Source organism: Pseudomonas guariconensis, from assembly GCF_024127895.1.
Lineage (GTDB): Bacteria > Pseudomonadota > Gammaproteobacteria > Pseudomonadales > Pseudomonadaceae > Aquipseudomonas > Aquipseudomonas guariconensis_B.
The window spans coordinates 37,118-52,388 of record NZ_JAMYBK010000011.1; the positions used below are offsets into that span (position 1 = coordinate 37,118).

Genomic DNA, 15,271 nt, shown 5'->3' on the forward strand with positions numbered 1-15,271 from the left:
AATTTTTCTCGTGCAGCTTGTTGCACAGAGAGCATTCGGCACTTGGCAAATTGCTTCGTGCCGCTTCCCCACAGGCTACCGAGGGCAACGGTACCGGCGATGGGCTGCGCAGCAGCCCCAGAACCTGTCCAGTCGCATCCCAGCGACAAAAAGGGCCGCATCGCGGCCCTTCAGTTTCAATTCCATATGGATCAGTGCAGCTTCAAGCGCGGTTCGGTCCCACGCCCGATCTTGCTGCCCAGCATCAGCATCAACGTGCGGAAGGTCCCATACAGCGCCATCTGGTGCATCCGGTACAGCGACACATAGAACATCCGCGCCAGCCACCCCTCCAGCATCACGCTGCCGGTGAGGTTGCCCATCAGGTTGCCCACCGCCGAGAAGCGCGACAGCGACACCAGCGAGCCGTAGTCACGGTATTCATAGCTCGGCAGCGGCTTGCCTTCCAGGCGCGCCTTGAGGCTCTTGGCCAGCATCGAGGCCTGCTGGTGCGCGGCCTGGGCCCGTGGCGGCACGTTGCGGTCGCTGCCCGGTTGCGGGCAGGCGGCGCAATCGCCGAAGGCGAAGATGTCGTCGTCGCGGGTGGTCTGCAGGGTCGGGCGCACCACCAACTGGTTGATACGGTTGGTCTCCAGCCCATCGATATCCTTGAGGAAGCCCGGTGCGCGGATACCCGCCGCCCAGACCTTGAGGCTGGCCTGGATGACCTCGCCGCTGGCGGTCTTCAGGCCATCCTCGGTCACTTCGCTGACGGCTGCATTGGTCATCACCGTCACTCCCAGCTTCTCCAGGGTCTTGTGCACCGGCACGCTGATGCGCTCGGGCAGGGCCGGCAATACCCGTGGCCCGGCCTCGATCACGGTGATGTGCATGTCCTTGGGCCGGATGCGGTCCAGGCCATAGGCGGCCAGCTCATGGGCGGCATGGTGCAGCTCGGCGGCCAGCTCCACGCCGGTGGCGCCGGCGCCGACGATCGCCACGCTGATCTTCTCGCTGGCCGTATCGCCCGCATGGGCGCGCAGGTAGTGGTTGAGCAACTGCTGGTGGAAGCGCTCGGCCTGCTTGCGGGTGTCGAGGAACAGGCAGTGCTGGGCTGCGCCAAGGGTGCCGAAGTCGTTGGTGTTGCTGCCCACGGAAATGACCAGGGTGTCGTAGCCCAGGGTCCGCGCAGGCAGCAGTTCGCGGCCCTCTTCGTCGAGGGTCGCGGCCAGCTGGATCTGCTTGTTCTCCCGGTCCAGCCCGCTCATGCGCCCCAACTGGAAGTTGAAGTGGTTCCACTTGGCTTGGGCCACGTAGTTCAGTTCGTCTTCCGAGGAGTTGAGCGAACCTGCGGCCACCTCGTGCAGCAGCGGCTTCCAGATGTGCGTCAGGTTGGCGTCGACCAGGGTGATCTCGGCCTTCTTGCGCTTGCCCAGGCTTTTACCCAGGCGGGTCGCCAGTTCCAGGCCGCCGGCGCCGCCGCCGACAATCACGATGCGATGAGTCATGGGGATATCTCACAAGTTTTACGGAATCCTTGGCCCCGGGGGCCGGCCGCACACTGCAGGAGGGGAGGGCGAGCGCGAGGCAGCTCATAGCACCAGTCCACTCAACAGGCGGCTAAGCAGGCCCAGACCGATGGTCACGATCACCACCAGCGCAAGGAGCAGCAAGGGCCGGAAAGGCTTGCGCTCGACCTGGTGCTGGGGGGCTCGCAGGTATTCATCGACACGACGCTGATCTTCTGGATTCAGGCGGCTGGTCATGGTGGGCCTCGTCAGATAGACGTTTGTGATTGCATGAACGCTACAACGATCACGCAAGCGCTTGAAACAAATGATAATGCTTTCTATCTCCGGCGCCGAGTGTACGCCATCGCAAAGACTCTCGGCACTGGATCAAAGACTGATACCTACATCGAAGACGATGCTGCGCCCCAGGTTGCCGCGTAAAAAATCCGGCGCGTCAGGGTGGGCGAACAGCACCCGGGCGAAGGTCGGCCCGACCAGCGACAGCGAGCGCCAGCCCTGGCGCAGGTATTCGGTGGGGGGCGGGAAGTGGCTGTTGAGGTCCAGCACTTCGCGCTTGAGGCTGGCGAAGGCGATGATGTCCAACTCGCCCAGGTCGAGCCCACGCTCCCGGTAGTTGTGCGCCTTCTTGCGCAGCGTTGGCGCCAGGCGCGCGAGCAGCTCCTGGGCACTGATCCGTCGTGGCCGTGCTTCGCGGCGCACCAGCTGGCTCAGGGAGAACGCACTGCGCCTGCGCTGCAGCTCCTCACGCCACTCGTCGTTGAGCCGACGCCCCTCGTCGAGGACGAAGAACACCTCGAAGGCAGCATCGCGAAACAGCACGTCCGGCGGTTCCTGGCCGGCCGGCATGAAGTCTTCGCTGCGATAAGGGATGTTCAGCCCTTGCAGCAGGCGCTGGCACACCCAACGCTCACGCTCCCACTTGCGTGCATTGGAGAGAAAGGCATTGGCTTGTTCGGCCTGGATGGTGAGCAGGCGCAGGTAGTCTGAGTCATCCATGGGAACAAGCTTAGCCGCTAATCCATGACGGTAAGATGCTGTTTGTGCGCAGGATTCGGTCGGGGGCCGGGTTGAATGGGTGTAGACTCGTGATTGTTCGACACGGGAGCGAGTTCGAGGTGATCAGCGCACAGGTCCTGTCCACCACCAGCCTGACCCTGGGCTGGCTGGCCTATGTACCGCTATTGATCTGGGCGGCGAGCCGTACCCGCTGGGTCGAGCTGTTCAGCGACAGCCGCCGCCAGCACCTGTTGTTCGGCACGGTGTTCGGCCTGTTCGCCCTGTGGTTGGTGCGGCGCGATTTCGATACCGGCGTGTCGTACCACTTCATCGGCATGACCGCCGTGACCCTGCTGCTGGACTGGCCGCTGGCGATCCTCGGCGGTTTCCTCGCCCAACTCGGCCTGCTCCTGCTCGGGCGCCAGGACCTGGCGGCCCTGGGCATCAACGGCCTGTTGCTGATCGGGTTGCCGGTGCTGGTCACCGAGGTGTGTGCGATCCTGGTCGAGCGGGCGCAGCCGCGCAACCTGTTCGTCTATATCTTCTGTTCAGGGTTTTTCGCCGCAGCGCTGGCTGCCTTGCTCTGCCTGTTGGCCGGGCTTGGCCTGTTGTGGCTGGATGGGCGCTTCGCCATGCCGGAATGGTTGGAGGATTTCGTCGGCTACCTGTGGTTGATCATCTTCCCCGAGGCCTTCATCAACGGCACGGTGATCAGCGCCCTGGTGGTGTTCTGCCCCGAATGGCTGGAGACCTTCAACCGTACCCGCTACTTACAGGCGCCCTGGAAGGATGATGAACGCTGAGGCACTTCTGCTTCTAAGTAGGGGCGTCTTGGGGCTGCAGCGCAGCCCAGCAATCTCCCAGGCCCCACAAGCAGACTCAGTGCCGTGGCTCCAGATCCCCGGAGTACAGCTCATCCTCGGCCTCGCTCGAGCCAGGAATCTTGTGCTCCTCCGCCGCCCAGGCGCCCAGGTCGATCAGCTTGCAACGATCGGAGCAGAACGGCCGGAACGGGCTTTTCTCGCTCCATTCCACAGGTGCACCACAGGTCGGGCAGTCAACGGTCAATGGCTGGCTCATGGCTGGCCTCCTCGTAAAGTCAGGTAAAAATGATGCAGGCGATCGACCTGCTCGTGCAGCCAGCCCAGGTCGCGGTCATTGACCACCACGTCATCGGCATGACGCAACCGCGCTTCGCGCTCCAGCTGGGCCTGGAGGATGGCCTGCACCTGCTCGGGGCTGGTGTTGTCGCGCAGCAGGGTGCGCTGTACCTGCAGCGCAGGCGGGGCATCGATCACCAGCACCCGCTGGGTCTTCTGGTGCTGCCCAGACTCGATCAGCAACGGCGAGACGTACACCGCATAGGGCGATTCGGCCTTGGCCAGGTAGCTGAAGATCTCCTGGCCGATCAGCGGATGCAGCAGCTCCTCCAGCCAGCGGCGCTGGGTCGGGTCGGCGAAGATCAGCTGGCGCAAGGCCGCACGGTCGAGCTGGCCGTCATCCAGCAGCACGCCAGCACCGAAGCGCTCGACGATGCTGGCCAGGGCAGGGCGGCCAGGCTCGACGACCCAGCGCGCCGCCTGGTCGGCATCGACCAGGTGCACGCCCAACTCGACGAAGCGCTGCGCCGCAGCGCTCTTGCCACTGCCGATGCCGCCGGTCAGGCCAAGAATCCAAGGGGTAAAAGCCGCGGTGGTCATCAGATTCCAAGCAGTTGCATGTAGGAGGTGTATATTTCATCACCCCAGAGCACGGCGATCCAGCCCGCAATGGCCAGATAGGGGCCAAAGGGCATGGCCGAGCCCATCGACGCCTTGCGCAGGCGCAGCAGGCACAGCCCGATCAGCGCGCCTAGCACCGAAGACAACAGCAGCGTCAACGGCAGCACCTGCCAGCCCCCCCAGGCGCCGATCATCGCCAGCAGCTTGAAGTCGCCATAGCCCAGCCCCTCCTTGCCGGTCACCAGCTTGAACAGCCAATACACCAGCCACAGGCTCAGGTAGCCGAAGATCGCTCCCCAGAGCGCGTCGTGCAGCGGTACGAACAACCCCAGTGCATTGCCGACCAGGCCCAGCCAGAGTAGCGGCAGCACCAGCACGTCCGGAAGTAGCTGATGTTCGCTGTCGATCAGGCTCAGGGCCAGCAGCCCCCAGGTCAGCAGCAGGGCGAAAAGCAGTTCGAGGGTCGGCCCCGAATGCCAGGCGACAGCCACGGAAAACGCCGCGCAGCCCAACTCCACCAGCGGGTAGCGCGGGCTGATGGAGGCCTTGCACGCAGAGCAGCGCCCCCGTAGCGCCAGGTAGCTCAGCAGCGGAACGTTCTCCCACGCGCGCAGGCGATGGCCGCAATGGGGGCAATGCGAGGCAGGCAGGCACAGGTCGAAGCGCTCGTGCGCCACCGTCGGCAGGCCAAGCGCCTCCTGCGCCTCCCGTTGCCACTGGCGCTCGAGCATGACCGGCAGGCGGTGCGCCACGACATTGAGAAAACTGCCGGCCAACAGACCCAGCAGCCCCGCCAACGTCACGAAAAGAGCCGGCTCGCCGGCCAGAACAGTCCACAGGTTCATGTCAGATCAAGCTACCCAACTGGAAGATCGGCAAGTACATGGCCACCACCAAACCACCCACCACCACGCCGAGAATCAGCACGATGGCAGGCTCCAGCAGGCCTGTCAGCTGGTCGAGCGCCTGGCTGACCTGTTCCTCGTAGTGGCTGGCGGCCTTGCCCAGCATCTGGTCGAGGGTGCCACTGGATTCACCGATGGCCGTGAGCTGTACCAGCAATGGCGGAAACAGCGGTTCCAGTGCCATCGCCTGGTGCAGCCCCTGGCCGTTGGCCATGCCCTGGCGCAAGCGCAGGATCGCCTGTTCATGCACTCCCGAGCCACTCACCGCCGCCACCGTGCCCAGCGCATCGAGCAGCGGAACCCCGGCGGCATAGGCCGTGGACAGGCTACGTGCAAAACGCGCCAGCGCCGCCCGGCCCAGCAGCCCGCCGAGCACCGGCAGGTGCAGTACCTGCCGGGATATCCACAGGCGTGCGTATTCATGACGTCGATACAGCTGCACCAGGCCCGCGCCCAGCATGATGCTGGTGACCAGCAGCCACGGCGCATGGCGCCCCAGCCCTGTGGACAAGTCGATGACCCACTGGGTGAGCGGCGGCAGCGCCCTGTCGAAGCTGGCGAACAGCGCCTGAAAGCGCGGCACCACCTCCAGCAGCAGAAGCGCCGACACGCCCAGCCCGGTCAGCAACAGCAGAAGCGGGTAGAGCATCGCCTTGCGCACCCGCCGCCGCAGGGCCTGGCGCTGTTCCAGCAGGGTGGCCAGCTGTTCGAGCTGGCCATCGAGCGTGCCGGACTGCTCGCCCACCCGCACCAGGTTGCAGTACAGCCGATCGAACCAACGCGGATGGCGCTGCAGCGCATCGGCCAGGCCCAGGCCTCCGGCGACATCCTGCTGCAACCGCGCCAGCAGCCTGGCCAGGCTCTCGTCCCCACCGCTGCGCCCCATCACCTCGAATGCCTGCAACAGCGGTACCCCGGCCTTGAGCAGCGTCGCCAACTGCCGGCTGAAACCCGCCGGGTCGGCCTTGTCCCGGCCACGGGGCCAGCGCCACCCCAGGCGGCTGGCCGGCCGCAGGCTGGCGACCTGGATGCCCTGGCGCTGCAACCCGGCGCGCACGTACGCCGGGCTACGCCCCTGGGTTTGCCCACTGATGCGCTGGCCGCTGGGGTCGGTGCCTTCCCAGGCATAGAGGCGTGTCGAATGGCTCATGCGAAAGTCCTTGCTGCTGTCGCGACAAGCCCCGTAACAGCTTGCCGTGCCCATGACCAGGCGGGTTGCTCTGATGGTCACTAGAGTAGTTCAGCGAACAGGACGTCCAGGCGGGCAGGGGTGACAAAAGGTGTCCGTTCGGCTCTACTGCGCGCCTGTCGGCCTGGTGTCCGAGACAGGAACCAAGGCATAGCCGTATCAACAAGGAAACACGCTCATGAAAGGGCAACGAGGCATTACCCTGATCGAACTGATGATCGTCGTGGCGATCATCGGCATCCTGGCGACCATCGCCGTCCCCATGTACACCAACCACCAGGCGCGGACCAAGGCGGCAGCTGGGTTGCTGGAAATCTCCGCGCTCAAGACCGCCATGGACCTGCGCTTGAACGAGGGCAAGGATGTGGCGGATGTCGCTGCGCTGGGGGGCCAGGCGAGCACAGCGCATTGCGCCATCACTGCCAGCGGGACGGCTTCCGATGGTAGTGCCAGCATCGTCTGCACCCTCGCCGATGCACCTGCCACGGTGCTCGGTAAGACGCTCACGCTGACCCGCTCCGCGACGGGGTGGAGCTGTACCACGACGGTGGAGGCAGACCTCGCGCCGAATGGTTGCAAGGCGTCTTGAGGTTGGGGCTGGGGGTGGGGAATAACCGAGGCGAAACAGGGGTTTGCGTATCTGTCACGGCAGTGGTAGCGTTGCGCTCACGCCGGTGTAGCTCAGTCGGTAGAGCAGCGCACTCGTAACGCGAAGGTCGCAGGTTCGATTCCTGTCTCCGGCACCAGTAAATACACGGGTTGCAGATGTTTTTTCTGTAATCATGATGGCCCTCGTGACAGCAGGGGCCAGCAAAAAAAATCCCTGCATACCTCATTGGATGCGGGGCTTTTTCGTTTAACGTGATAGACCTCAAATGGCCACGCACCGGAAGAGGCGGGCGTACGTCGACTTCACCGCTTTTAAAGTTAGGCATGGTAACACTGGAAGCGCTAGCGCCAAGTTGCAGGCATTCCTGAGTTATCTCGTCTTGAATGGTTTTGGGTAGAGCTTCGTTGGCTTATGGACATCCTGGCGATAAAGGCGATCGCGTCCGCTTGAAAATATGCGGAAACCATCGCCTCAGAATCCCAGTGTTGAGGGCGATGGTCTCCACCTAGACCTGGTAATCAGCTTTGACAGAACCGAATACGATTACCAAAAGGATCGTACACCTCCAAAAGCTGCCCCCAGTCCTGTTGAACGATATCCGGCCGCCCATAGCCATAGCGCTTAGCCAGTAACTCGTCACGAAGCTTCTCTATGTTTTGCATCGGAACGAATATCGTCGCTCCAGGGCTCGCATCGCCATGATGTTCAGACAGGTGTATCTGTAGACCGCCTCGGTTGAGCCCAAGATAGAGGGGCAAGTCAGCCTCGAATCGATGCTCGAATTCGATACTGAAACCCAGAAAATCAACGTAGAACTCCCTCGCCTTGGTTTCGTCGAACATCCGCAGTATCGGTATGGCCTTGTCGAAGGTAATGGCGGGGCGGGGAGCCTCGTGGGGAAGTAGCGCCGAGGCGGTGTTCCAATCCTTGTATCCCAATTGCTGCGCTACCATTTCAAGCGCAACTGCATGGGAAACTTCGTGACTGCGGGCGTCTGGAGAGGCGCGCAGGCTCTTGGCCATCCGTTTGGCTTTCTCGATTGACAGCATCATTCCTCCTGGAGTCGAGGCATTCTGGTGCTCGCGTTGCCAAACCTCGACTATCAAGAGAGATGCGATAGGGGCTGGAGCAGAGATGCTTTCACCTTTCCTTCCGGAGCGAGCGGCGGGCAGCATCGGCCTTCGTCGATAGTACACAGTCCTGATTGAGGTCGGAAGCGGCGCCTTCGGCTGATTCAGTTACACCACTTCCCGGGACACGATCGACAGTTCTTACAGAAACGAGCGAGACTTCGTATTCGAGTGATGCTTGCGTTGGCCGGCTCACGGGGATAGATTGCCCTGGTCGCGGCCAATTCCGCGACCGGGTTTGGCGACCCGAACGAAAAGGCGCAAAGGCGCCCAGATCACGATTGCAGGCGCTTTTTTTGTGTCCGCAGTTTCGTGTAATGGCGGCTGTGCGTGGGAGACCCTTCGGGTCTGCCGAGTTCCTTTTCCTCGGTTCGCCAACCTGCGTACAGCTGCCACCCTAATCGTTTGGCGACGATTGGTGTGGTGCTTCAACTGAAAAGGACCTCATGCATGACCATCGTAAGTCCATTCAGGATCCTCGCATCCGTTCCCCACCGTCCAATCCCGCCGGTGACTCGACCCCACCGTTTCTACCCCATCCACAGCCAGGGCAACCTGAGGCAGGTGCGCCATGACTGACCACGAGCGCATAACCTCCATCCAGAGCTACATCTGGACCCTCGAATTACTCGGCGAGGCGCTGGTGCAGCATGACGAGCATCTGGAATGTGAACACCCACCACAACTGAGCTTCCGCACCACGGCGGGTATTCACCAGGCGATCAAGATCATCAGCCGTTTGGCCAGCGAGCAATGCGGCAAGTTGCTGAGTAATGAGCCGACATGATTGAAGCCGCGTCCCATTGCGTTTTAGTGGGACGCGGCTCGTGGTTCGCCCTGTGGATAAGCCCTGATGCGGATCAGTTATCCAGTTCGGTAATGACACCTGGTTGGGATATTCGTAGCGCCGCTTTTTGTTCGGCCCGTTGTCCCAATCGCGACGCCACCCCGCCCCCACAGGGTGATGCAGAAGCACACCCCCGCGCCTCGAACCACCCCGGCCAGGAACTCCGGTGCCGGCTGTTTTCCTCGACGCAAGGAATCAGCCGCTCGACCAGCACTTCGGTCTGCCCCACAGCCTTGGCCATCCGGTACTTGACGCTATGTATGCATTCCCTGTCCCCAAACTCGCAGCGGTTGAGCGAGGTCCCGCCGCAGGGCCCATTCGCCAAGCCCTTCGGGCAGGTCTCGGGGCAGACGTAGAGGGTATCTTCCAGGCGGCAGCGCCCACAGGTGTCGCACCCCACCAGCGGCCTTTTCACGCTGCGCTCCAGGCGATGGAGCACGCGGGCGCCGGTAGGCGTGGCCCAGACCGGTCGTTGCACGGCCCAGCCGAACGCCTGGCTCAGCCACGAACTGCGGCTGAACAGCAGCGAATGAAAGCCAGACAGCAGGTGATAACGCGCTGTTTCCTTGCGCGAGGCGGTAACGCGGGATTCGCCCAGCCGCCAGTTCGCCTCAGGCGGATGGAAGGTCACCGCAGGCAGCCCGGGCATCTGCCAGCAGGCCGCCCATGCCGGTGCCCATTGCTCCAGCGAATGAATGCGCGATTGCCAGCGGTTGATCGTCTGCTCCAGCGTCAGCAATTGCTCGACGTCATGGATGCCGGACAGGTGAATCCCGGCGTACCCCATCAGGCGCAGGCCGATGATCTGCAAGGCCAGGCGTTCGAGGCTGCGTGCCTGGGCATGGGCCTTGGAGAGGGCCGCCTCGGCTTCGAGCAGGTCGCGCATGGAGGGGGTGACCACGATGCCGGCCACCTGCTCGAAGATCCGCGCGCGCCCCAGGGTCAGGCCCATGACGCAGGCCAGTAGCGGCTTGGGTGAGGGTTGGCGGCTCATCCACTGGATGGCTTCACGGTGCTTGCTGGCATCGTAGCCTAGTTGCAGGGTGAGGAAGTCCGCGCCGGCGGCGAGCTTCTTCTCGGCCTTGAAGTACTGCGCGCCGCCTTCTTCCTCGCGGTATTTGAACGGGTGCATGCCGGCGCCCAGCAGCCAGCCCGGTCGGGCCTGGCGGACGATCTGCAAGGCCGCCACCGACTCCAGGTAGCGCACCGGGCGCTGGCCGGGTTCATGGCCGGGCAGGCGGTCGCCGGTGAGCAGCAGGAGTTGGTCGAGGCCTGCGGCGTCCATACGTTGCAGTTGCTCCAGCAGATGCTGGCGTTCGCGGTCCTTGCCGGAGAAATGCAGCAGGGCGGGGTGGGGCTGCTCGAGGCTGGCGAAGGCCTCCAGGGGAGACATTTCGAAAGGGCTGCCGACGCGGTCGGCGATAGCCACGGTCATGGGCCAGCCGCACAGGTGCGAGCGGGCCATCAGGGCCTCGATGCTGGCGAAGTGCGGGCTGGAGGACTTGGGGACGAACTCCATGACGCAGACGAAGGATTTTTCGTGCAGCGCCTTTTTCAACTGGCTCATGGGCGGTTGGCTATTGGGTTGGGGCACGGTGGCATTGTGAAGGAGGGTGGGGGAGGGGTCATGTCCGGGGGCGTAGGGAATTGCTTTGAAAGAGACATCCTGGGTGCCTGGGCTGGCCATTCGCGGCGGTTCGGCGCCGCTCTCAAGCAGCGCCGCACTATCCCTGCGAACCAGGCATGCTTCAATAGGATCATGAGTAAATCTTGTGATCATCTTAAATTAAATGAGTTTGTCTCACGATGGCTGCGCGCCGACAATCCTCTCATTCATTTCTGCATGCTGAGGGACAAGAACATGGCACTGGCGCACAACCTGGGTTTTCCGCGCATCGGGCGCGACCGTGAATTGAAGAAAGCCCAGGAAGCCTTCTGGAAGGGCGAACTGGACGAAGCCGGCCTGCGCACCGTGGGCCGTGAGCTGCGCGCAGCCCATTGGCAGGTGCAGAAAGACGCCGGCATCGAGCTGTTGCCGGTCGGCGACTTCGCCTGGTACGACCAGGTCCTGACCCACTCGCTGACCTTCGGCGTGATCCCGGAGCGCTTCCGGGGCCATGAGGGTGCCACGCCGACCCTGCAGACCCTGTTCGCCATGGCGCGAGGCGCCGTGGCGACGGACCGCAGCGACAGCTGCTGCGGCGGTGCCCACGCCCAGGAAATGACCAAGTGGTTCGACACCAACTACCACTACCTGGTCCCCGAGTTCACCGCCGACCAGCAGTTCGCCCTGAGCTGGGAGCAGTTGTTCGAGGAAGTGGACGAGGCCAAGGCCCTGGGCCATGCAGTCAAACCGGTGGTGATCGGCCCGCTGACCTACCTGTGGCTGGGCAAGACCAAGGGCGCCGACTTCGACAAGCTGGAGTTGGTCGACCGCCTGCTACCGTTGTACGATCAGATCTTCAACCGCCTGGCCGCCCAGGGTGTGGAGTGGGTGCAGATCGACGAGCCGATCCTGGTCCTCGATCTGCCGCAGGACTGGAAGAACGCCTACGAGCGTGTCTACAACATCCTGCAGCGCGCACCGCTGAAGAAGCTGATCGCCACCTATTTCGGCGGCCTGGAAGACAACCTGGGCCTGGCCGCCAACCTGCCGGTCGATGGCCTGCACATCGACCTGGTGCGCGCCCCTGAGCAGTACCCGACCATCCTCGACCGCCTGCCGGCCTACAAGGTGCTGTCGCTGGGCCTGGTCAACGGCCGCAACGTCTGGGCCTGCGATCTGGAAAAAGCACTGGATGTGCTGCGCCACGCCGCCGAACGCCTGGGCGATCGCCTGTGGGTGGCGCCCTCCTGCTCGTTGCTGCACAGCCCGGTCGACCTGGCCCGTGAAGACAAGCTGGATGCTGAACTGAAAAGCTGGCTGGCCTTCGCCGTGCAGAAGTGCCAGGAGGTCGCGGTGCTGACCAAGGCCGTCAACGAACCCGGCGTGGCCGACGTCGCCGCTGCCCTGGCGCGCAGCCGGGCCATCCAGGCCAGCCGCGCTGCGTCGCCACGCATTCACAAGCCTGCCGTGCAGGCCCGTCTGGCGGCGATCAAGCCGGCCGACAGCCAGCGCCAGTCGGCGTTCGAGCAGCGCATCGCCAAGCAGCGCGCCGGGCTCGACCTGCCGGCTTTCCCGACCACCACCATCGGCTCCTTCCCACAGACGTCGGCGATCCGCCTGGCGCGGCAGTCGTTCAAGCAAGGCAAGCTGACCGAGGCCGAGTACGTCGAGGCCATGCAGAGCGAGATCCGCCATGCGGTGCAGATCCAGGAAAACCTGGGCCTGGACGTGCTGGTGCACGGCGAGGCCGAGCGTAACGACATGGTCGAGTACTTCGCCGAGCAGCTCGACGGCTACGTGTTCACCCGCTTCGGCTGGGTGCAGAGCTACGGCTCGCGCTGCGTCAAGCCGGCGGTGATCTTCGGTGACTTGAGCCGTCCGAAAGCCATGACCGTGGCGTGGATCGAGTACGCCCAAGGCCTGACCGGCAAGGTGATGAAGGGCATGCTGACCGGCCCTGTGACCATGCTGATGTGGTCGTTCCCACGCGAGGACGTGAGCCGCGAGGTCCAGGCCCGTCAGCTGGCGCTGGCGATTCGCGACGAGGTGCTCGACCTGGAGGCGGCCGGCATCAAGATCGTGCAGATCGACGAAGCGGCCTTCCGCGAGGGCCTGCCGCTGCGCAGGGGCGCCTGGGCTCATTACCTGGAATGGGCCACCGAAGCCTTCCGCCTGTGCGCCTCGGGCGTGCGGGATGAAACCCAGATCCACACCCACATGTGCTACAGCGAGTTCAACGACGTGATCGAGTCGATCGCCGCCATGGACGCCGACGTGATCACCATCGAGACCTCGCGTTCGGACATGGAACTGCTGGAGGCCTTCGAGCGGTTCGACTACCCGAACGAGATCGGCCCAGGCGTGTACGACATCCACTCGCCGCGAGTGCCGAGCAAGGACGAGATGGTCAAGTTGCTGCGCAAGGCCGCCCGGCGCATTCCCGCCGAGCGCCTGTGGGTCAACCCGGACTGCGGCCTGAAGACCCGCGCCTGGCCGGAGACCGAGGCGGCATTGGTCAACATGGTTGCCGCTGCCCGCGAGCTGCGTAGCCAGGGGGCCTGATTACCCTGGATCGACGAACGGGACGCCTTGGCGTCCCGTTTTGCGTATTGGGTTATCGATATTTATTTTTATATATAGCGATGCGTTGTTCAGGCCGTTCTGGCTGCAAGCCCCGCAGCAGCATCCTGGTGAGTGCCGAGGCCGAGGGTTGCAGGTCGTGGCCGTCGTGCGTGCGCGATTGCGCCAGCCGGCTCCCCTGTGGGGCGAAGCGGATATGCGCCATGGGCATCGACCAGAGGAACAGCAGCAGGTGTTCCGGCGCGGTGCGGGCGATCAGGCCCCGGTCCATCCAGGTGTTGAGGCAGCCCAGGTTCTGCCGGGCGATCTCGCGCATGGCCTCGGCGCGGCTGCCGGAGAGGTGATGGGCACCGTGCAGCATCTCCCGCACCAGGACCTTGCAGGCATGTGGATATTGCCGGATCACCCCTATCTTGGCCTGGATATAGCGTTCCAGCGCGTCTTTCGGCAGCGCTTCGGGATCGAGGCTGCGCGCTGCGCGCAGGAGCGGCTCCATGACCCGGTCGAGCACACAGGCATAGAGGTTGCGTTTGGTTTCGAAGTAATAGTGGACGTTGGCTTTCGGCAGGCCGGCACGGGCCGCGATGTCTTCGACCGTGGACGCTTCGAAGCCCTTGTCGGCGAACTCCGCGCTGGCGGCCTCGACGATCAGGCGGCGGTTGCGCTCGCGGATACTAGGCATGGCGGTGCTGCTGTGGGGCAGGGCGGGGATGGCGGATCGGCATGGCTACGGCAAAAGGGAAAGCGGATGCTCGCTACAGTGCCATAACGCTATTGCAAAAGTATATAGCGAGGTGGCTTTAGCCGTAGATGAAGGCGTAGCCCTGGCCATGCTCAGGGGGGCAGGGCTGGCCTGTCGCGGCGGTTCGGCGCCCGACAAGCCCGCTCTCACAGGGTGCTGAGTCGACTACACATGATGCAGTTTGCAGGGGCCTGTGGGGGCTTGCCGGCGATGGGCTGCAAAGCAGCCCCGGAACACACTCGCAGCGAACGGCTCAGCGCTCGATCGCCAACGCCACGCCCTGCCCACCCCCGATGCACAGGGTGGCCAGGCCTTTCTTGGCATCGCGCTTGATCATCTCGTGCAGCAGGGTCACCAGCACGCGGCAGCCGGAGGCGCCAATGGGGTGGCCGAGGGCGATCGCGCCGCCGTTGACGTTGACTCGCGAGGCATCCCATTCCAGGCGCTTGCCAACGGCCAGGGCCTGGGCGGCGAAGGCTTCGTTGGCTTCGATCAGGTCCAGGTCGCCCAGCTGCCAGCCGGCCTTGTCCAGGCAGCGCTGGGTGGCGGACACCGGGCCGATGCCCATGACTGCCGGGTCCACGCCAGCACTGGCGTAGGCGGTGACCTTGGCCAGCACCGGCAAGCCCAGGGCCTGGGCCTTGCTGGCGCTCATCAGCAGCACCGCGGCGGCGCCGTCGTTGAGGCTGGAGGCGTTGCCGGCGGTCACGCTGCCGTCCTTCTTGAAGGCCGGGCGCAGCTTGGCCAGGGACTCGGCGGTGGTGCCGGGGCGCGGTTGCTCGTCGGTGTCGAAGACCTTGGGGTCGCCCTTCTTCTGCGGCAGGACGATGGGGGTGATCTCGTCCTTGAAGCGGCCAGCCTCGATGGCGGCCACGGCCTTGCGCTGGGACTCGGCGGCGAAGGCATCCTGCTGCTCGCGGCTGATGCCGTATTGCTCGACCAGGTTCTCGGCGGTAATGCCCATGTGGTAGTCGTTGAAGGCGTCCCACAGGCCGTCGGTGATCATGCTGTCGACCAGCTGGCCGTGGCCCATGCGCTGGCCGGTACGGGCGGACGGCAGCACGTAGGGCGCCAGGCTCATGCTCTCCTGGCCGCCAGCGATCACCACCTCGGCGTCACCGCAGCGGATCGCCTGGGCCGCCAGGTGCAGGGCCTTGAGGCCCGAGCCGCAGACCTTGTTCAGGGTCAGCGCGGGCACGCCATAGGGCAGGCCGGCCTTGATCGCCGCCTGGCGCGCCGGGTTCTGGCCGGCAGCGGCGGTGAGCACCTGGCCGAGGATCACCTCGTCGACCTGGGCCGGGTCCAGTTGGGTCTGCTCCAGCAGGCGCTTGATCACCGCGGCGCCCAGGTCCACGGCCGGTACGTTGGCCAGGGCACCCTGGAAACTGCCGATGGCGGTGCGGGTCGCGGCGACGATGACGACGTCGTTCATGT

Annotated in this window: 15 protein-coding genes and 1 tRNA gene; 5 read left to right on the top strand and 11 right to left on the bottom strand. The window is 64.3% G+C overall.

Translation table 11 applies throughout. The annotated features are described in order from the left end of the window. Positions 1-191: 191 nt before the first annotated feature. The 3 genes from NJF35_RS13605 to NJF35_RS13615 all read right to left on the bottom strand — a co-directional run bounded on the left by NJF35_RS13605 (position 192) and on the right by NJF35_RS13615 (position 2,507). Positions 192-1,487 carry an NAD(P)/FAD-dependent oxidoreductase gene (locus NJF35_RS13605; protein ID WP_253091176.1) on the bottom strand — a complete coding sequence of 432 codons (1,296 nt, stop codon included), beginning with the start codon at positions 1,485-1,487 and terminating at the stop codon, positions 192-194. An 84-nt stretch (positions 1,488-1,571) separates the two neighbouring features. Further along, a complete protein-coding gene (locus NJF35_RS13610) occupies positions 1,572-1,745 on the bottom strand; it encodes a DUF3094 family protein (protein WP_225790870.1) in 174 nt (57 codons plus the stop codon). A 132-nt stretch (positions 1,746-1,877) separates the two neighbouring features. Then, positions 1,878-2,507, bottom strand: coding sequence for a DUF1780 domain-containing protein (locus NJF35_RS13615; protein ID WP_225790871.1), 630 nt, complete (start codon positions 2,505-2,507; stop codon positions 1,878-1,880). 119 nt (positions 2,508-2,626) lie between these two features. Between NJF35_RS13615 and NJF35_RS13620 the strand changes: the two genes are divergently transcribed. Beyond that, on the top strand, positions 2,627-3,310 hold the full coding sequence (locus NJF35_RS13620; RefSeq protein WP_225790882.1) for an energy-coupling factor ABC transporter permease: 684 nt from the start codon (positions 2,627-2,629) through the stop codon (positions 3,308-3,310). Positions 3,311-3,386: 76 nt separating this feature from the next. On the opposite strand, the gene yacG is transcribed toward NJF35_RS13620, so the two are convergent. From yacG to NJF35_RS13640, 4 genes are read right to left on the bottom strand one after another with little or no spacing between them, the layout of a single operon-like run. Then, on the bottom strand, positions 3,387-3,587 hold the full coding sequence (yacG, locus tag NJF35_RS13625) for a DNA gyrase inhibitor YacG (protein WP_225790872.1): 201 nt from the start codon (positions 3,585-3,587) through the stop codon (positions 3,387-3,389). After that, a complete protein-coding gene (gene coaE, locus NJF35_RS13630) occupies positions 3,584-4,207 on the bottom strand; it encodes a dephospho-CoA kinase (protein WP_253080036.1) in 624 nt (207 codons plus the stop codon). The genes yacG and coaE overlap by 4 nt, the downstream gene beginning before the upstream one ends. Next, positions 4,207-5,073 (bottom strand): prepilin peptidase, encoded by an 867-nt coding sequence (locus NJF35_RS13635; protein WP_253080035.1) that lies wholly within the window; start codon positions 5,071-5,073, stop codon positions 4,207-4,209. The genes coaE and NJF35_RS13635 overlap by 1 nt, the downstream gene beginning before the upstream one ends. Before the next feature lies 1 nt (position 5,074). Then, positions 5,075-6,283 carry a type II secretion system F family protein gene (locus tag NJF35_RS13640; protein WP_253080034.1) on the bottom strand — a complete coding sequence of 403 codons (1,209 nt, stop codon included), beginning with the start codon at positions 6,281-6,283 and terminating at the stop codon, positions 5,075-5,077. A gap of 217 nt (positions 6,284-6,500) precedes the next feature. Between NJF35_RS13640 and NJF35_RS13645 the strand changes: the two genes are divergently transcribed. Both NJF35_RS13645 and NJF35_RS13650 read left to right on the top strand, forming a co-directional pair. Continuing rightward, positions 6,501-6,911: a pilin gene (locus NJF35_RS13645; protein WP_253080033.1), complete on the top strand. Its 411-nt coding sequence runs from the start codon at positions 6,501-6,503 to the stop codon at positions 6,909-6,911. Positions 6,912-6,992: 81 nt separating this feature from the next. After that, positions 6,993-7,068, top strand: a tRNA-Thr gene (locus tag NJF35_RS13650). A 382-nt stretch (positions 7,069-7,450) separates the two neighbouring features. On the opposite strand, the gene NJF35_RS13655 is transcribed toward NJF35_RS13650, so the two are convergent. Then, positions 7,451-7,981, bottom strand: a complete 531-nt coding sequence (locus tag NJF35_RS13655; protein ID WP_253091177.1) for a glyoxalase superfamily protein — start codon at positions 7,979-7,981, stop codon at positions 7,451-7,453. Between the two features lie 652 nt (positions 7,982-8,633). Between NJF35_RS13655 and NJF35_RS13660 the strand changes: the two genes are divergently transcribed. After that, entirely contained in the window at positions 8,634-8,849 is a 216-nt protein-coding gene (locus tag NJF35_RS13660) for a hypothetical protein (RefSeq protein WP_225790878.1), read from the top strand. A gap of 73 nt (positions 8,850-8,922) precedes the next feature. On the opposite strand, the gene NJF35_RS13665 is transcribed toward NJF35_RS13660, so the two are convergent. After that, on the bottom strand, positions 8,923-10,476 hold the full coding sequence (locus tag NJF35_RS13665; protein ID WP_253091178.1) for a methylenetetrahydrofolate reductase C-terminal domain-containing protein: 1,554 nt from the start codon (positions 10,474-10,476) through the stop codon (positions 8,923-8,925). Positions 10,477-10,770: 294 nt separating this feature from the next. Here NJF35_RS13665 and metE point away from each other — a divergent pair, with 294 nt between their 5' ends. Next, positions 10,771-13,077: a 5-methyltetrahydropteroyltriglutamate--homocysteine S-methyltransferase gene (gene metE, locus NJF35_RS13670; protein WP_253091179.1), complete on the top strand. Its 2,307-nt coding sequence runs from the start codon at positions 10,771-10,773 to the stop codon at positions 13,075-13,077. Between the two features lie 52 nt (positions 13,078-13,129). On the opposite strand, the gene NJF35_RS13675 is transcribed toward metE, so the two are convergent. Both NJF35_RS13675 and NJF35_RS13680 read right to left on the bottom strand, forming a co-directional pair. Then, on the bottom strand, positions 13,130-13,777 hold the full coding sequence (locus NJF35_RS13675; RefSeq protein WP_253091180.1) for a TetR/AcrR family transcriptional regulator: 648 nt from the start codon (positions 13,775-13,777) through the stop codon (positions 13,130-13,132). Positions 13,778-14,090: 313 nt separating this feature from the next. Continuing rightward, positions 14,091-15,269 carry an acetyl-CoA C-acetyltransferase gene (locus tag NJF35_RS13680; protein ID WP_225789498.1) on the bottom strand — a complete coding sequence of 393 codons (1,179 nt, stop codon included), beginning with the start codon at positions 15,267-15,269 and terminating at the stop codon, positions 14,091-14,093. Between the last annotated feature and the right edge of the window lie 2 nt (positions 15,270-15,271).